This is a genomic window from Amycolatopsis sp. CB00013, from assembly GCF_001905755.1.
Classification (GTDB): domain Bacteria; phylum Actinomycetota; class Actinomycetes; order Mycobacteriales; family Pseudonocardiaceae; genus Amycolatopsis; species Amycolatopsis japonica.
On sequence record NZ_LIWC01000002.1, the window covers coordinates 1,310,306 to 1,325,945 of the forward strand.

Sequence of the window (15,640 nt, forward strand, 5' to 3'; positions counted from 1 at the left end):
ACGCCCCCACCGACCCGGAGGATCGCGCCCGTGCGGAAGACCACCATCTGGCAGACCACCCGCAAGGCGCTCACCGTCACCGCACTCGCGACCATGGTCACCGGTGGCGCGCTCCTGACGGCGGGTACCGCCTCGGCGGCGGGCACCACGCTGGCGAACGCGTGCAGCGGCACGGTGAACGGCGGGATGGGCGACACCGTCGCGATCACCGGCACCTCGGTCAAGGAACTGGTGCGGGCGGGCGCGCGGGAAGCGGGCACGCTGGCGCTGTACGACGTCGCCGCGAACGACATCGCGAAGGTCAACACCATCAGCGTCGGCGCTGTCCCGAACGCCGCGGGCGGTTCGGTCGACGGCAAGGCGATCGGCGCGGCCGTGCGGCAGGCGGTCAAGGACACCAAGTCCTGGGGCCTCGGGCTGAACCCCGAGAAGACGCTGAACTCCATCGAGCACAAGGTCGCCGGCAGCTGCGGCCTGACCACGGTCGCCACGAACTACGTCGCGCCCACCCTGCCGACGCCGGGCACCACCGGCCCGCAGCAGGGCGGCAACGGCGGCGGCACCAACGGCCTCCCGACGTCGCCGAGCCTGCTGCCCGGCGGCAGCAACGGCACCGGCTACGCCCCGCCGCGCGACTACGGCAACCTGCCGGTCGCGCAGCCGGGTGTCGCGGTGGCGCCGGGCGTGCGCTACCCGGCCAACAGCCCGCTCCCGGGCGAGGGTGCCCCGCAGTACGGCACCGACGGCCAGGCCGGTCCGGGTCCGGACGTCCGCAACGCGGGCAACGCCGAAGCGCTCGCGACCGACGGCATGCCGGGCGGCGACGTCCAGCTGCCGATGCTGCTCGCGGTGCTCGTGCTGGCCGGCGTGACCGCCGCGCTGGTCCGCACCTGGGTCCTGCGCCGCGTCTCCTGACCGCCAGGTACGCTTACCTGGACAAACCCTCCTGCCACGGACAGTCCGTGGCCGCGAGCCCATAGGAGGTGAGTGGTTGTGTCACGCCATTACGAGGTAATGGTCATCCTGGACCCCACGCTCGACGAGCGTACGGTGGCCCCGACCCTGGACAACTTCCTCAACGTGATCCGCACTTCGGGCGGAAGCGTCGAGAAGGTCGACGTCTGGGGCCGTCGCCGGCTGTCCTACGAGATCAAGAAGCACGCCGAGGGCATCTACGCGCTCCTCGACCTGAACTCGACTTCGGAAGCGGTCAAGGAGCTGGACCGTCAGCTCTCGCTGCAGGAGACCGTGCTCCGCACCAAGGTCATGCGCCGCGAGATCAAGCGCGCCGCGACCGCCGCCGCCAAGGCCTGAGCCGAAGGACTTTCCGATGGCTGGAGACACCGTCATCACGGTGATCGGCAACCTCACGTCCGACCCGGAGCTTCGCTTCACCCCTTCCGGTGCGGCGGTCGCGAACTTCACCGTCGCGTCCACCCCGCGCACGCTGGACCGTCAGTCCGGTGAGTGGAAGGACGGCGAGGCCCTGTTCCTGCGCTGCAACATCTGGCGTCAGGCGGCCGAGAACGTCGCCGAGTCGCTGACGCGTGGCGCGCGAGTCGTCGTGCAGGGGCGCCTCAAGCAGCGGTCTTTCGAGACCAAGGAAGGTGAGAAGCGCACCGTCGTCGAGCTCGAGGTCGATGAGATCGGCCCGTCGCTGCGCTACGCCACCGCCAAGGTGAACAAGGTCAGCCGTGGCACCGGTGGCGGTGGCGGCGGCTTCGGTGGTGGCGGTGGCGGCCAGTCCGGCCCGCCCGCCGACGACCCGTGGGGTTCCGCCCCGCCCGCCGGTGGCGGCGGTGGCGGCGGTTTCTCCGACGAGCCGCCCTTCTGATCAGGCGATCCACCGCGGGCGCGAGCTCCGCGAGACGCCTCGAGACAACCACTACGTAGAAATTCAGGAGTAATACCGTGGCCAAGCCACCCATCCGCAAGCCCAAGAAGAAGGTCTGCGTGTTCTGCAAGGCCGAGAAGAAGGGCCGCCCGGAGAACATCGACTACAAGGACACCAACCTGCTTCGGAAGTACATCTCCGACCGCGGGAAGATCCGTGCCCGTCGGGTGACCGGCAACTGCAGCCAGCACCAGCGTGACATCGCCATCGCGGTCAAGAACTCCCGCGAAATGGCGCTGCTGCCCTACACCTCGACCGCGCGCTAAGGAGGCACGTCAATGGCGAAGATCATTCTCACCACCGACGTCGCCAACCTCGGTGGGCCCGGCGACATCGTCGAGGTCAAGGACGGCTACGCACGCAACTACCTGCTCCCCCGCGGCTACGCCATCGTGGCCACCAAGGGCGCGGAGAAGAACGTGCGCACGATCAAGCGGGCGCAGGAGAGCCGTCGCATCCGCGACCTCGACCACGCCAAGGAGATCAAGGCGACCCTGGAGGGCCTCGGCGCCATCCAGCTGAGCGGCAAGGCGGCCGAGGGCTCGAAGAAGCTCTTCGGTTCGATCACCACCGCCGAGATCGTGGACGCGATCAAGGCCGCGGGTGGCCCGCTGCTCGACAAGCGCGTCATCGAGCTGAAGGACCACATCAAGACCGTGGGCAAGCACTCGGTCGGCGCCCGTCTGCACCCCGACGTCCGCGTCGACGTGCGGCTCGAGGTCAAGGCCAAGTAATACCGCTTCGGCACAGGGCGGGACGTCTCCATTCCGGAGGTGTCCCGCCCTTTGTTTTACGGGGAACCCCACCCCTTCGGGCCACGTCTTAAGCTTGACTGGGGATCAAGGCATTATCGAGACTCGACGTCGAGGCACGGGGAGATCTGGACGCATGGCTTACGACAGCAACGCCGAGCAGAACCGGCAAGAGAAGGTCACGGTGTCCGCGCCCGCCAATCCGGACACGACGAAGTCGGGCGGGGGTGGCGGCGGGTTCACCTTCGACAAGGACAAGATCGACGGCATCATCAAGAAGTGGACGGATCTGCAGGCCGAGCTCAAGCGGGACTACGCCGACGCGAACCTGATGGCGAACGTGAAGGCGCCCGGCAAGGAGTTCGCGAGCGGCGACTGGGAGAAGCTGGCCAACCCGTCGGGCAAGGCGTTCCTGGAGCAGAACCAGAAGATGCAGGACTACGTCAAGAACTACATCGACCAGCTGACCGCCGCCAAGCAGAAGATCGCCACGAACGAGGCCGAAACGCAGGCTTCGCTCAACAAGCACAAGGCCGTGTGATGCGACGTTCCCTCGTTCTCCTCCTGGCCGCGGGCGCGCTGGTCGCCGGCTGTTCGGGCACCAAGAACGGCACCGCCTCTTCGGAGCCGTCCTACACGACCGGGGCCGGTGCCTCCAGCGCGTCGAGCGGCTCGTCCGGCTCCGCGCCCAAGGTGTCGAACCCGTTGAAGACCTCGTCGATCGAGAGCGACGCCTGTTCGGCGCTTTCCGCGGCGAAGCGGACCGAGCTCGGTCTCGGCGAAGGCGAGCGGCGGACCACGAGCGTCGGGCCCGGCTGCTCGATCTTCGCCGCCGACGACAAGCTGAACCAGATCGAGATCAGCCCGGTGCTCGCGAACAAGAACGGCCTGAGCGACGTCTACGACACGAAGGCCAACAACGAGTACTTCGAGCCGACCGAGGTCGCGGGCTACCCGGCGGTGTACGCCGCGTCGCTCGACCACCGCAAGAACGGCAAATGCGGTCTGTTCGTCGGCGTGACCGACCAGCTGTCCGTGAACATCCTGGTGCAGTACGACAACGGGCCCGGCGCGAGTGATCCGTGCCCGGTCGCGCTCAAAGTGGGGGAAGCGATGATCGAGACGTTGAAGGAGGGCTGACGCGTGTTCCTGCTGCCGATCATCGCCGGGTATTCGGCCTACAATCTGGCGACCACGAAATCCGGCGACTTCGAAGCGTCCGGCGGCGATCGCAAGATCGACTGCTACAACATCTGGGAGAAGATCGTCACCGGTCCGGGTACCGGGTCGATCCAGGAGGGCCAGGCCGCCGCGACCCGGCTCAAGGCCGGCTACCAGGACAGGCTGACCACCATCGACAACCTGTCGAAGGAGATGGACGCCGCCTGGACCGGTAAGAGCGCCGAAGCCGCGCAGCAGTCGGGTGCGCATCCGCTGCGGACGTGGATGGAGGACTCCGGCAAGAAGCTGGTGGACTCCGACAAGTACCTCGGTGAGCAGAACACCGCCTTCACCACGGTGAAGGCGAAGGTGCAGCAGGTCCCGAAGGACCCGCCGAAGAACAACCTGCTCAACTCCATCACCCCGTGGACCACCGACACCGACCGCGCGATCCGGGACTACAACCAAAAGGGTCAAGCGAACGTCGACGCGTTCAACGAGTACTTCAAGGCCAGTTCCGAGAACGGCAAGAAGCTGCCCACCTACAACAAGATGGAGGGGCAGAACACCAACGTCGACGTCAACGGCGGCGGCAAGGACAAGAACGGCAAGGACAAGGACGGCAGCGGCCAGGGCGACCGCAACGGGAACAACGGCATGCCGGGCATCTCGACGCCGCCCGGTTCGATGCCGCCCGGCGGGATGCCGAGCGTCCCGAGCCCGAACATCCCCGGTTCGAACATGCCGGGCATCGGCACGCCGGGATCGAACCTTCCGGGCAGCAATCTGCCCGGGTCGAACCTGCCGGGTTCGAACCTGCCCGGCGGCCAGTACAACCCGAACATCCCCGGCAGCAACTACAAGCCGCCGTCCTGGGACGACGGGACGAACGCGTCCGGCTACACCCCGCCGAAGATCCCCGGCGCCGGTGGCTTCGGCCCGGGTGGTGGCGGCGGAGGCGCCGGTGGCGGCTTCGGCGGCACCGACATCCCCGGTGCGGGCGGCTTCGGCCCGGACGGTGGCTTCGGTCCTGGTGGCGGCTTCGGCCCCGGCGGCGGAAGTGGCGCGGCCTTGCCCGGCAACGCGGGTGCCATGGGTGGCGCCGGCATGGGCGGCGGCGCCGGTGGCTCCGGTTCCGGAGCGGGCCGCGGTGCCGGCGGCATGATGGGCGGCATGGGCGGTATGGGAGCCGGTGGCGCCAAGGGGAAGGGCGGCGAAGACGAGGAGCGCAGCTCCAAGTTCCTCGTCGGCGACGACCCCAACGAGATCTTCGGAACCGACGAACTCACCGCACCGCCGGTGATCGGCGAGTAGTCATCACGAGCGGGCCGGGCGCGTGCCAAGATTGGGGCCGCGCCCGGCTTGTCTTGTTCCGGGCTGGACGAACAGAACGACTAGGGGGCAGTTCCGGTGCTGGACAAACAGGTCACGATCACGACCGGCACCCTCATCACGCTGATCCACCGCCGAGGCGGCGAACCGCACACGATCCTGTCGGAAACCCCCACTTGGTACGACGAGGACGCGCAGCGGGCCGAGGACGAGCGGACCAACGAGGAACTGGCGAGCCAGGGTCTCTTCGGCGCGCGAGGACTGCACCCCGGTTTCAAGGCGACGCTCGAAGCGATCGCCAGGCCGACGCTGGAGTACTACGGCTGGGTCGACGGCGGGTTCGAGGGGAAGGCGCTGAGCTTCAGTCTGCTCGCGGGGAGCGCGGGCGGCGAGGGTTTCGTGCTCGCCCGGCACAGCGAGCACGACGGCGTCGCGCTGGCCTCCGTGCGGCCCGAAGAGCTGCTCACCGAGTTCCTCGACCAGATCCCGAAGCTCGCGCCGGGACGCGGCCGTCCGATCGCCGTCCCGAAGAGTCAGGTCGAGGCTCCGCGCTCGTCGTCGACGGCGCAGGACGAGGGCTTCGAGGTGCTTCGCAGCGGGCGGCAGAGCACCGGGAGCCAGGAGGCCGACGAGCTTCGCCGCATCCTCGCGTTACGCCGTTTGGGGAGTGGAAGCCTCTACGTCGCGGCCCGCGGCCGGAGTGGCGCGCGGCAGCGGATCGAACGCCCGGTGAACTACATCGATACGACCGAGGGCCGGTGGCTGACCGAAGAGGTACCGGGGAGTGGCGAGCCGAGGATCGCCTTCACACCCGCCGACCAGCAGGTTCTCGGAGAACGACTACGGAGCGCACAGGGCAGGTTGTTCGCGTCCTGAATTCCGGCCCGTTCAGCCCGGCGGGTCAGCCCTCTACCCTCCGTAGCATTCATCCACAGGGCACCCCTGTGCGCCCGCGTGCGACACGCCGAACGACGACTTTTGCCCGACACGCCGTCGCGAGGTGAATAAAGTTCTCCACAGACTCTCCACAGGGCCTGACCAGCACTTTTGTCAGACCATCCCGGCGTTGCCCACAAGTTGTACACAGGGTTTGGGCCACCTGTGAAGGGATGCCCGCAGTCATCCCCAGGTTATCCACAGGGCGGTCCCCAGGCGAAATTGCGCTCGTCCTTTCGGGGGGCTTAGCGTGCCCGCCGGGCCGGTACACACCGTGGTGGTCGTCCGGCCGAAAAGGGGAAGACAGGGGAGAGTCCGGAGCCGCGGGAGGGGCGGACGGGCGTGGGCGGACCGACCGGGGAAATTCTGGCATAATCGAACGCGTGTTCGATGTCTTGAGGAGGTGGCAGCAGCGGTGGCGCTGACCGACGACCGCAATCCGATGTACGCGGAGTCCGACCCGGGTCCCAGCGACCCCGGTCCGCGTGGCGGTGAATACGACCGCCAGCCTCCGCAGGACATCGCGGCCGAGCAATCCGTGCTCGGCGGCATGCTGCTGTCGAAGGACGCCGTCGCCGACGTCATCGAAGCCCTCGGCCCCGACGACTTCTACCGTCCCGCGCATCAAGCGATCTACGACGTCATCCTCGATCTCTACGGCCGAGGCGAACCCGCCGACCCGATCACCGTCTCCGCCGAGCTGGAACGCCGCGGCGAGCTGGGCCGGGTCGGTGGCGCCCCGTATCTGCACACCCTGATCGCGACGGTGCCGACGGCGGCGAACGCCGGGTACTACGCCGAGATCGTCTCCGAGAAGGCGGTGCTGCGGCGCCTGGTCGAGGCGGGCACGCGGATCGTGCAGTACGGCTACGGCGCGGCCGCGGCCGACGGCGCGAACATCGACGAGGTCGTCGACCGCGCGCAGGCCGCGATCTACGACGTCACCGAGCGGCGCACCAGCGAGGACTACGTCGCGCTGGAAGAGCTGCTCCAGCCGACCATGGACGAGATCGACGCGATCGCGTCGCGCGGCGGGCAGTCGCAGGGCATCCCGACCGGGTTCGCCGACTTCGACGATCTGACCAACGGCCTGCACCCCGGCCAGATGATCATCGTCGCGGCGCGGCCCGGTGTCGGGAAATCGACGCTGGGACTCGATTTCGCGCGTTCGGCGTCCATCAAACACGGTCTGACCAGCGTCATCTTCTCGCTGGAAATGAGCAGGACCGAGATCGTCATGCGCATGCTCTCGGCCGAGGCTCGGATCCGCCTGGCGGATATGCGCGGTGGCAAGATGTCCGACGACGACTGGACGCGGCTCGCGCGCCGGATGAGCGAGGTCTCCGAAGCGCCGCTGTTCGTCGACGACTCGCCGAACATGACGATGATGGAGATCCGCGCGAAGGCCCGGCGGCTCAAGCAGCGCAACGACCTCAAACTCGTCGTCCTCGACTATCTCCAGCTGATGACCTCGGGCAAGCGCGTCGAGTCGCGGCAGCAGGAGGTCTCGGAGTTCTCGCGGCAGATGAAGCTGCTGGCGAAGGAGATCGAGGTCCCGGTGATCGCGATCAGCCAGCTGAACCGTGGTCCCGAGCAGCGGACCGACAAACGCCCGATGCTGTCCGACCTCCGTGAGTCCGGCTCGCTGGAGCAGGACGCCGACCTCGTCATCCTGGTCAACCGCCCCGACGCCTGGGAGCGGGACGACCCGCGGGCGGGTGAGGCGGACCTGATCATCGCGAAGCACCGTGCCGGGCCGACGGCGACGATCACCGTGGCGCACCAGCTGCACTACAGCCGCTTCGTCGACCTGTCACACGACTAAAGCAAGAACTCGAAGACGTCCTTGGTGAACCGCCGATCGCTCATCACGGTGTGGTGCCGTCGGCCCGGGTAGACCTTGAGATCGCCGCGGCGGGTCTTGTCGGCCACCCGCTCGGCGAGTTCGAGCGGGTAGAGGGCGTCCCGCGAGCCGGCGATCACCAAGGTGGGCGCGGTGATCTCGCCGAGCCGGTCTTCGATGTCGAAGGCGTCTTCGGCCCGAAGCATGGCCACCATGCCGTTCGGGTCCGCCGGACGGCCGGAGGTCAGTGCCAGCAGGCCGGCCAGCAGTGCCCGCCCCGGCCGGGATTCCGCGACCGTGGGCGCCAACGCCATGGCCGCGGCCCGGTGCCGTCCGGCGGCCAGGAGATCCGCGTACTCGCGCTGGACGCGGCGGCCGGTCGAGCCGAGCCGGGTGCCCGCGGCGCCGACCACCAGGTTTCGCACCAGGCCCGGGTGGTCGGCGGCGAACTGCAGCGCCAGGCAACCGGCGGTGGACACGCCGAGCACGTCGACCGGGCCGTCGAACCGTTCGCGCAGCTCTTCGGCGTGGTGGGCGGCGAGGTCGGCCATGGTGACGCCGGGTTCGAGCCCCGGCCGCCGTCCGACCGTCAGCACGGTGAACCGCGCGGCCAGCGGTTTGAGGGAACGCACCTCCGCCCAGCGGGCGACGCCGGTGGGGTTGGCCGAGTCGGGCAGCACCGTCCGGAAGACCACGAGCGGGCTTCCCGTGCCGAACTCGAAATACGGGGCCCCACCGGCCAGTACACCTTCGCGCATGGTCACTCCTTGATCAGTCCCGCCGCGACGATGTCGATGAGCCGGTCGAGTACGGCGGGGTAGCGGTGCTCGCCGATGTCCTGCCGGTGCATGGGCAGCAGCAGGACGGCCTGGAGCACGCCGGTCAGCTCGTCGTCGTCGGCGTCGACGAGCTGTCCCTTGGCTCGGGCCGCCGCCAGGAATCCGGGCAACGGCAGCACCTCCTCGGCTCTGGCCATCTCTTCGGGCCCCATCCGCCGGGCCACCGCCCGCATCTCCTCGGGATGCGTGATCAGCCGGTGGTAGAGCGGGTTCTCCGCCAAGATCCGTACCGTGGCGCGCAGGAAACCGGCAAGGGCGGCGCGGGCGTTTTCGGTCTCGTTCACCACTGTCGCCAGCTGTTCGTGCAGCTCAGGGGCTTGCCGCAGCATAAGCTCCAGGTACAGCGCCTCCTTCGAATCGAAGAAGGCGTAGAAGCTGCTTTTGGCGATCCCGGCGGGGGCCACGAGGTCGTCCAGAGAGGTTTTGCGCAGGCCCTGCGCGGCGAACAGGGCACGTCCGGCGTCCAGGAGCCGCTCGGTGATCCTGGCGCGGTCCTCGGCGCTGAACGGGCTCGGCATCTCGGCTCCCGGCTGGCTATGAACGAAATGAGTTTTCGTTCATAGCCACCTTAGCCTCACCCGGGCTGGAAGAACTCGAGCATTTTCCGGGAAGCGTCCGGAGCCGCGAGGAGTTCGTGGACCCGCTCGGACATCCGGGCGGCGGCAGTGGCGCGTTCGAACATCTCGTGTTCGTACTCCTTGACGGCGGCGGGGAAGTCGTCCGGCCGCGCGGCCAGCGCGAGCCCGAGCAGGGCACCGTCGAGCAGGGCCATGTTGGCGCCTTCGCCCACCGGCGGCATCAGGTGCGCGGCATCGCCGAGCAGGGTGACGTCCGGCGCCGACGGCCAGGTCAGGCCGACGGGGAGGCTGCTGATCGACCGCGGCACGATCACGTCGTCGCAGGCCGCGATCAGCGCGGTGAACCGCGCGTCCCAGCCGTCGAGCCGTCCGATCAGCCACGTCCGGGCGGCGGCCGGATCGTCGAGCGGTATCCCGTTGGTGGCGAACCAGTCCTCGGTGGTGCCGTAAAAGCTGAGACCGACGCGAACCGTGCCGTCGCCGTTGCGCTGCGCCGCGAGGGATTTCCCGTCGCCGAGCACCCAGTACGTGCCGCGTCCGACCATCGCCGCGAGTTCGGGATGGGTGTGGTCGATGTCGGGGATGCGGAGTTCGACCAGGTTGTGGCCGAGATGCGTCGGCCGGGCGTCGGTGAGCAAGGCGCGGACGCGGGAGTTGGCGCCGTCGGCACCGACCAGGAGGTCGTACGTCGCGCTGCGCCCATTCGCGAAGCGCACGACGCCGTCTTCGGCGGATTCGAACGCGTGCCCCCAGCGCACCGTGTGCTCGGGGAGCGAGTCCAGCAACAGGTCGCGCAGATCGGCCCGGTCGACCTCGGGCCGTGCGAAGGGCGCGTCGTCCGGTGTGTCCTCCTGCAGCAGCAGGGTGCCGTCCGGTTCCAAGAGCCGCATGTCCTGGCCCTCGCCGCGGGCGATCGCGGCGAACCGGTCGATCAGGCCGGCTTCGCGCAGCGCCCGCTGCCCGGTGTCGTCGTGGATGTCGAGCATGCCGCCCTGGCCGCGGGCGTGGCGTGACGACTCCCGTTCGTACACGACGGCTTCGATGCCGTGGACGTGCAGGACCCGGGCGAGAGCCAAGCCGCCGAGGCCCGCTCCGACGATGGCGATGGTCATGATTCGCACCTCTCGATACAGCGTATTGGTCGATACGCTGTATCGAGCGATGCGTTGTATTGTCACCGCCATGGTGGTGTGGGAGCGGCCCGAGCCGCCGGACCGGCCCGCGCTGGCCCCGCTGAGCCGGGAGCTGATCGTGCGAGCGGCGATCCGGCTCGCCGACGCGGACGGCCTGGACGCGGTATCCCTGCGCAAGATCGCGACCGCGCTGGACGTCGGCCCGATGCGGCTGTACGGCTACATCGAGAGCAAAGAAGAGCTGCTCGACCTGATGGTCGACGCCGCCCACGCCGAGATCCGGCCCACCGGGGACGGCTGGCGGGAGGTACTGCGGTCGCTCGCCGACGCCATGCGCCGCGCGGTCCACCGGCACGAATGGCTCGCCGACCTCCTGGGCGGCAGGCCCCAGCTGGGGCCGCACGCGCTGGCCACCGCCGAGGCCGTGATGGCGGCGCTGGGCGACGTCGGAGTGGACTCCGCGATGCCGGTGGTCTCGGCGGTCAACGCGTACACGATCGGCGCGGTCCGCCGGGAGATCGCCGAACGCCGCGCCGAACGTGCCACCGGGATGGACGAGCAGCGGTGGCAGGCCACGCTCGGGCCCTACCTGACGAGGGCGTTCGCCAGCGGCGATCTCCCCGCGCTGGCCACGGTCGTCCGCGACGCCGTCCACCTGGACGCCGACGAAACCTTCCGGATGGGCCTCGATTTCCTCCTGGACGGCATCGAAGCCCGCCTCTCAGGCTGACGCGCGTTCGAGGGCCGCCCTGGCCGCCGGCTCCCAGGTCGGCTTGCCCCCGGGACGACCGAGCCTGCCGTTACGCCCGATGCCGATCAGGTGCAACGCGCGCAGAACCGCCCAGCCGCGGGCCCGCGCGACGGTGGCCTCGTCCGCGACCGCGTAGGCCTCGAAGAACCGGTTCGCCGTGCCCTCGGGCAGCAGGAGCCAGGCCGCCGAAAGGTCGGTCGCGGGATCGCCCGAGCACAGGTCACCGAAATCGATCACCCCGGCGAGTGTTCCATCCCGCACGATCACGTTCGCGGCATGGAGGTCGCCGTGCAGCCAGATCGGTGCCCCGTCCCACGCGGGCGCCGCGAGGGCCTTCTCCCAGATCTCCCGCGCGGGTCCGGTGTTCGCGTCGCCCTCGATGAACTCCAGCCCCTGGTCGAAACCGTCGCGCATTTCGGCGAGCGGGATGCCACGCGTCGGGCTGACCGGGGCATCCGCGGGCGCCTCCTGATGCAGCGCCGCGAGGAAGTCCGCGAGTGTCTCGGCGGCATCCGGACGGGTGATCGGCGCGCGATCCGAAGGCTCGCCCTCGACCCAGCGCGTGATCGTCCAGGTGTGCTCGAACAGGGCCGAAGGCTCACCGATCCGCACCGGCACCGGAGTGGGCAGTGGCAAGCGCTCGGCCAGCACGGGAAGCCATTTCTGCTCGCCGCGCAACAACTCCGGCGCGCGTTCGGTGCGTGGCAGGCGCACGGCCAGGTCCGGTCCGAGACGCCACTGCTGGTTGTCCCAGCCGCCTTCGACGTCGCGGAGTTCGAGTTCCGCGAGATCCGGATGCTGTTCCCGCAGCAGAGCCCGCACCAGTTCCTGCTCGAACCTGAATTCGTCCATGATCGAGACTCCCATGTCAGCGCCGTGACCGTCCCGTGTCAGCGCGGCCCGCGAATGTGGTCGCCATGACCAAGACACTGAAGACCTTCCGCCGCATCGGTCTCACCGCCCTGGCCGCCGCTCTGCTGGCGGGCGTGACCGCCCCCGCCGCCTCCGCCGGGCAGGATCGCCCGGAGCTGCAGAAGGCGGCCCAGGAATTCGTCGACGCGGGCTTCGGCGGGATGCAGCTGCGTGTCCGTGACGAGCGGGGCGAATGGACCGGCAGCGCCGGGGTGCGCGAACTGGGCGGCACCGCGAAGCCGCCGACGAACGGCCACTTCCGCCTCGGCAGCACGACGAAGAACTTCACCGCGACCCTGGTGCTGCAGTTCGTGGCCGAGGGCCGGATCGGCCTCGACACCCCGGTCGCCGGTCTCCTTCCCCAGCTCGGGCTGGACCCGCGGATCACCGTGCGGATGCTGCTGCAGCACACCAGCGGGCTGTTCAACCACACCGGCCAGTACAACCCGGACGGCACGGTCACGCCGGGGATCCCGTGGGCGGGCCAGGAATGGGTGGACAAGCGGTTCCACACCTACCAGCCGGAGGAACTGGTGCGGCTGGCCGTGTCCAAGCCCGCGGTCTTCGCGCCGGGGGCGGGCTGGAGCTACTCCAACACCAACTACGTGGTGGCCAGGCTGCTGGTCGAGAAGCTCAGCGGCCGTCCCTTCGCCGACGAGCTGGACCGGCGGATCCTGCGGCCGCTCAAGCTGCGTGACACCTTGTCGCCGGGAGCGTGGGCCGGGATGCCCAAGCCGTACGCCCACGCCTACTACCGCTACGAAAACGCCGGCCAGTGGAAGACGATCGACGTCACCCACCAGAACCCGACCTGGATCTCCAGCGCCGGCGACATGATCTCGACGACCAAGGATCTCCAGACCTACTACTCCGCGCTGCAGAGCGGAAAGCTCCTGCCTGCCTGGCTGCTGGCCGAGATGCGCGTGACGCATCCGGGCAGCGAAAGCCTCTACGGCTTCTACGGTCTCGGGCAGTTCTCGCAGGACTTGGGCCCGGGCTGTGTCGGCGTCGTCCTCAACCACAACGGTGGCCTCAACGGCTACGGATCGCTGATGTACAGCACGCCGGACGGCAGCAAGACGCTGACCGCGTCGGTCACCGGCGGGGACGCCGCGAACGACCCGACGCAGGCGTTTCCGGCGGCGCTGAACAAGCTCGTCCGGACGGTGTTCTGCGGTAAGTGACCGGTCAGCGCGCCCGCTCGGCCAGCCGGGCCGCCAGCGCGCCGACCAGATCTCGGAGCTCGGCCGGCCGTTCGATGTCGAACGGCCGGTCGAGTGCGGCGAGCAGCGGCGGGATCCAGTCCAGCCGGTGCGCCCGGATGCGGACACGCACCCGGGCGCCGTCGGTTTGGAGAGTGGCCACGGACGGCGGGAAAACGGCGCGGATCTCCTCGGGCGTCGCCTCGATCCACACGGAGACGTTGTGCCGGTACGGCGTCTCGGCCAGCGCGGTCAGCACCCGCTCGGCCGGATCGAAACCGTCCGGCGCCTCGAAGGTCCCGGCCCGCGTCTCGGCCGACTGGATCCGGTCGACGCGGAAGGTGCGCACCTCCCCGCTGGCCGAGTCGAAGCCCGTCAGGTACCACCGTCCGGAGTGCGCCACGACGCCGTAGGGATGGACGACGCGTTCGCTCGCACCGCCGTGACCGGCGAGATACGCGAGCGCGACCGGACGCCGGTCCCGCGCCGCCTCCGCGACGGTGAGCAGGACTTCGGCCTCGGCCGACAGGGCTTTCCGGGCGGGGGCGGTGAAGTCGGCGGTCTCCAGCAGCGCGTCCAACCGGCGGCCCAGCGCTTCGGGAAGCACCCGCCGGACCTTCGCGACCGCGCTCTCGACGGCCGCGACCGACGTGGTGATCAGCCCCGCCCGCCGTCCCGCGACCAGGCCGAGCAGGACGGCCAGCGCCTCTTCGTCGGTGAGCATCAGCGGCGGCATCCGGTAGCCGGGGGCCAGCCGGTAACCGCCGTACCGGCCGCGCACCGAGCGCACCGGGATGTCCAGGTCGACGAGGTGTTCGGCGTAGCGGCGGACAGTGCGTTCGTCCACGTCGAGCCGGTCGGCGAGCTCGGCGACGGTGCGCGTCCCACCGCTCTGGAGGATCTCCAGCAGCGCGAGAACTCGGGCGATGGGCCTGGTCACAAGCCGGAGAATACCGGGCGGATTCTGCCCGGTATTGCTCCTAGCGTGGCCGATGTCCCGCTTTCCGGCACCCGAAAGGATCCATCGTGCAGTTCGTTTCCGTCCGTGTGATCACCCACGACGTCGCCCGTCTCGCCGGTTTCTACGAGAAGGCGACCGGCCTCGACGCGCGATGGCGCTCCGAACAGTTCGCCGAACTCGTCGGCCCGTCGTGCACCTTGGCGATCGGCAGCGCCGAGACGATGCAGCTGTTCGGCGCGGGCGCCGCCGTGCCCGAATCGAACCGGACCGCGATCCTCGAATTCCGCGTCGAGGACGTCGACCGCGAGTACGAGCGGCTGGCGGACCTGGCCGAGATCGTGCAGGAGCCGACCACGATGCCGTGGGGGAACCGGTCGCTGCTGTTCCGCGACCCCGACGGCAACCTGGTCAACTACTTCACGCCGAGCGCCCCGTAGTTCCGGACGAACGCCGTCAGCAGCCGCGCGAATTCGCGACGGTCGCCGTCCGGCCAGTCCGCCATCGCCTCGGCGAACACCGAGCGGCGGAATTCGTGCATCCGCGTCACTTCGGCGCGACCGGTTTCGGTGAGCACGAGGACGGCGCGGCGGCCGTCGCGCTGATCGGCTTCGCGCCGGAGGAAACCGCCCTCGACCGCGCGGGCGACCAGGCGGCTCGCCCGCGGCTGGTCGATGGTCAACGCCGCCGCGAGGCTGGTGACGGTGCCAGGTTCGCCGCTCTCCTCGGCCGCTTCGACGGCGTCCAGGAGCCCCTGTATCGCCTGGTCCGGCATCGTTTCGGCGCGGTCGCGGGCGAGTTTCGACAGCGATCGCCTCGCTTGGCTTCGCCGGATGGCGATCATCGCGCGTTCCACGTCGGCCACGGCGTCCGTCATTGCCCGTCCTCACCAAATGCATGTACTTTTACATGTAGTTGTCGCCTGCTTGAGGAGTATCCATGAAACCCATCGGCTTCTGGTTCGCCCATCTTCACCAGGCTCTCGAATCTTCACTGGACCACCTCCTCGCCGCCGAATCGCTGACCCGCCGCCACTGGCAGGTCCTGAACACGGGAGCGTCACCCGAAGAGGCACTGAAGCCGTTCGGAGATCTCCGGGAGACCATCGCCGACCTGCGCCTTCGCGGCTGGATGGACGAGGACGGCCTGACCGAAGCAGGCCGGGCGGCCCACCTCCGACTGAAGACCAAGGTCGGCGAGTTTCGAGCACGCGCGACCGAAGGCATCAGCGACGACGAGTACCGGACGACGGTCGGCGTACTGGAGCGCATGGCCGCGAACCTCGCCCGGGAATAAGGCGGAGGCGGGCGGCGTCGTCTATCCTGGTAGTTGAAAGTTCAAACACCTGG

20 protein-coding genes are annotated in these 15,640 nt (G+C 69.2%); 14 read left to right on the top strand and 6 right to left on the bottom strand.

The features are described 5' to 3' along the window. Positions 1-30: 30 nt before the first annotated feature. The 10 genes from AMK34_RS16360 to dnaB all read left to right on the top strand — a co-directional run bounded on the left by AMK34_RS16360 (position 31) and on the right by dnaB (position 7,900). Positions 31-915 (top strand): hypothetical protein, encoded by an 885-nt coding sequence (locus AMK34_RS16360; RefSeq protein ID WP_073845899.1) that lies wholly within the window; start codon positions 31-33, stop codon positions 913-915. Positions 916-993: 78 nt separating this feature from the next. Further along, entirely contained in the window at positions 994-1,314 is a 321-nt protein-coding gene (gene rpsF, locus AMK34_RS16365) for a 30S ribosomal protein S6 (protein WP_016338288.1), read from the top strand. A gap of 16 nt (positions 1,315-1,330) precedes the next feature. Continuing rightward, positions 1,331-1,834, top strand: a complete 504-nt coding sequence (locus tag AMK34_RS16370; protein ID WP_073845900.1) for a single-stranded DNA-binding protein — start codon at positions 1,331-1,333, stop codon at positions 1,832-1,834. A 77-nt stretch (positions 1,835-1,911) separates the two neighbouring features. Further along, positions 1,912-2,160, top strand: coding sequence for a 30S ribosomal protein S18 (gene rpsR, locus AMK34_RS16375; protein WP_005168122.1), 249 nt, complete (start codon positions 1,912-1,914; stop codon positions 2,158-2,160). Between the two features lie 12 nt (positions 2,161-2,172). Further along, positions 2,173-2,628 carry a 50S ribosomal protein L9 gene (gene rplI / locus AMK34_RS16380; protein WP_005168124.1) on the top strand — a complete coding sequence of 152 codons (456 nt, stop codon included), beginning with the start codon at positions 2,173-2,175 and terminating at the stop codon, positions 2,626-2,628. Between the two features lie 154 nt (positions 2,629-2,782). Further along, a complete protein-coding gene (locus AMK34_RS16385) occupies positions 2,783-3,187 on the top strand; it encodes a hypothetical protein (protein ID WP_038521928.1) in 405 nt (134 codons plus the stop codon). Next, on the top strand, positions 3,187-3,786 hold the full coding sequence (locus tag AMK34_RS16390) for a DUF3558 domain-containing protein (RefSeq protein WP_073845901.1): 600 nt from the start codon (positions 3,187-3,189) through the stop codon (positions 3,784-3,786). The genes AMK34_RS16385 and AMK34_RS16390 overlap by 1 nt, the downstream gene beginning before the upstream one ends. A gap of 3 nt (positions 3,787-3,789) precedes the next feature. After that, positions 3,790-5,121: a PPE domain-containing protein gene (locus AMK34_RS16395; RefSeq protein WP_038521931.1), complete on the top strand. Its 1,332-nt coding sequence runs from the start codon at positions 3,790-3,792 to the stop codon at positions 5,119-5,121. Between the two features lie 96 nt (positions 5,122-5,217). Next, positions 5,218-6,015: an ESX secretion-associated protein EspG gene (locus AMK34_RS16400; RefSeq protein WP_038521933.1), complete on the top strand. Its 798-nt coding sequence runs from the start codon at positions 5,218-5,220 to the stop codon at positions 6,013-6,015. Between the two features lie 475 nt (positions 6,016-6,490). Continuing rightward, positions 6,491-7,900: a replicative DNA helicase gene (gene dnaB / locus AMK34_RS16405; RefSeq protein ID WP_016338295.1), complete on the top strand. Its 1,410-nt coding sequence runs from the start codon at positions 6,491-6,493 to the stop codon at positions 7,898-7,900. Here the strand turns inward: dnaB and AMK34_RS16410 are convergent. The 3 genes from AMK34_RS16410 to AMK34_RS16420 are packed head-to-tail and all read right to left on the bottom strand — an operon-like array spanning position 7,897 to position 10,447. After that, positions 7,897-8,676 (bottom strand): alpha/beta fold hydrolase, encoded by a 780-nt coding sequence (locus AMK34_RS16410; protein ID WP_038521936.1) that lies wholly within the window; start codon positions 8,674-8,676, stop codon positions 7,897-7,899. The two genes, dnaB and AMK34_RS16410, sit on opposite strands and share 4 nt — an antisense overlap. Positions 8,677-8,678: 2 nt before the next feature. Next, positions 8,679-9,275: a TetR/AcrR family transcriptional regulator gene (locus AMK34_RS16415; RefSeq protein ID WP_073845902.1), complete on the bottom strand. Its 597-nt coding sequence runs from the start codon at positions 9,273-9,275 to the stop codon at positions 8,679-8,681. 56 nt (positions 9,276-9,331) lie between these two features. Further along, entirely contained in the window at positions 9,332-10,447 is a 1,116-nt protein-coding gene (locus AMK34_RS16420; RefSeq protein ID WP_073845903.1) for an FAD-dependent oxidoreductase, read from the bottom strand. A 70-nt stretch (positions 10,448-10,517) separates the two neighbouring features. On the opposite strand from AMK34_RS16420, the gene AMK34_RS16425 reads away from it, so the two are divergent. Further along, positions 10,518-11,198 carry a TetR/AcrR family transcriptional regulator gene (locus AMK34_RS16425; RefSeq protein WP_073845904.1) on the top strand — a complete coding sequence of 227 codons (681 nt, stop codon included), beginning with the start codon at positions 10,518-10,520 and terminating at the stop codon, positions 11,196-11,198. Here the strand turns inward: AMK34_RS16425 and AMK34_RS16430 are convergent. After that, positions 11,190-12,071: an aminoglycoside phosphotransferase family protein gene (locus tag AMK34_RS16430; protein ID WP_073846319.1), complete on the bottom strand. Its 882-nt coding sequence runs from the start codon at positions 12,069-12,071 to the stop codon at positions 11,190-11,192. The genes AMK34_RS16425 and AMK34_RS16430 overlap by 9 nt on opposite strands. A gap of 65 nt (positions 12,072-12,136) precedes the next feature. Between AMK34_RS16430 and AMK34_RS16435 the strand changes: the two genes are divergently transcribed. Continuing rightward, positions 12,137-13,315, top strand: a complete 1,179-nt coding sequence (locus tag AMK34_RS16435) for a serine hydrolase domain-containing protein (protein WP_073845905.1) — start codon at positions 12,137-12,139, stop codon at positions 13,313-13,315. 4 nt (positions 13,316-13,319) lie between these two features. Here AMK34_RS16435 and AMK34_RS16440 read toward each other — a convergent pair whose 3' ends face one another. Then, the gene (locus AMK34_RS16440) at positions 13,320-14,273 is read right to left on the bottom strand and encodes a helix-turn-helix transcriptional regulator (protein ID WP_083649878.1); all 954 of its coding nucleotides are present in this window, start codon (positions 14,271-14,273) and stop codon (positions 13,320-13,322) included. An 86-nt stretch (positions 14,274-14,359) separates the two neighbouring features. Here AMK34_RS16440 and AMK34_RS16445 point away from each other — a divergent pair, with 86 nt between their 5' ends. Beyond that, positions 14,360-14,731: a VOC family protein gene (locus tag AMK34_RS16445; RefSeq protein WP_073845906.1), complete on the top strand. Its 372-nt coding sequence runs from the start codon at positions 14,360-14,362 to the stop codon at positions 14,729-14,731. Here the strand turns inward: AMK34_RS16445 and AMK34_RS16450 are convergent. Further along, entirely contained in the window at positions 14,707-15,168 is a 462-nt protein-coding gene (locus tag AMK34_RS16450) for a MarR family winged helix-turn-helix transcriptional regulator (RefSeq protein ID WP_037334104.1), read from the bottom strand. The two genes, AMK34_RS16445 and AMK34_RS16450, sit on opposite strands and share 25 nt — an antisense overlap. A gap of 62 nt (positions 15,169-15,230) precedes the next feature. Between AMK34_RS16450 and AMK34_RS16455 the strand changes: the two genes are divergently transcribed. Then, a complete protein-coding gene (locus AMK34_RS16455; RefSeq protein ID WP_073845907.1) occupies positions 15,231-15,587 on the top strand; it encodes a hypothetical protein in 357 nt (118 codons plus the stop codon). Positions 15,588-15,640: the final 53 nt, after the last annotated feature.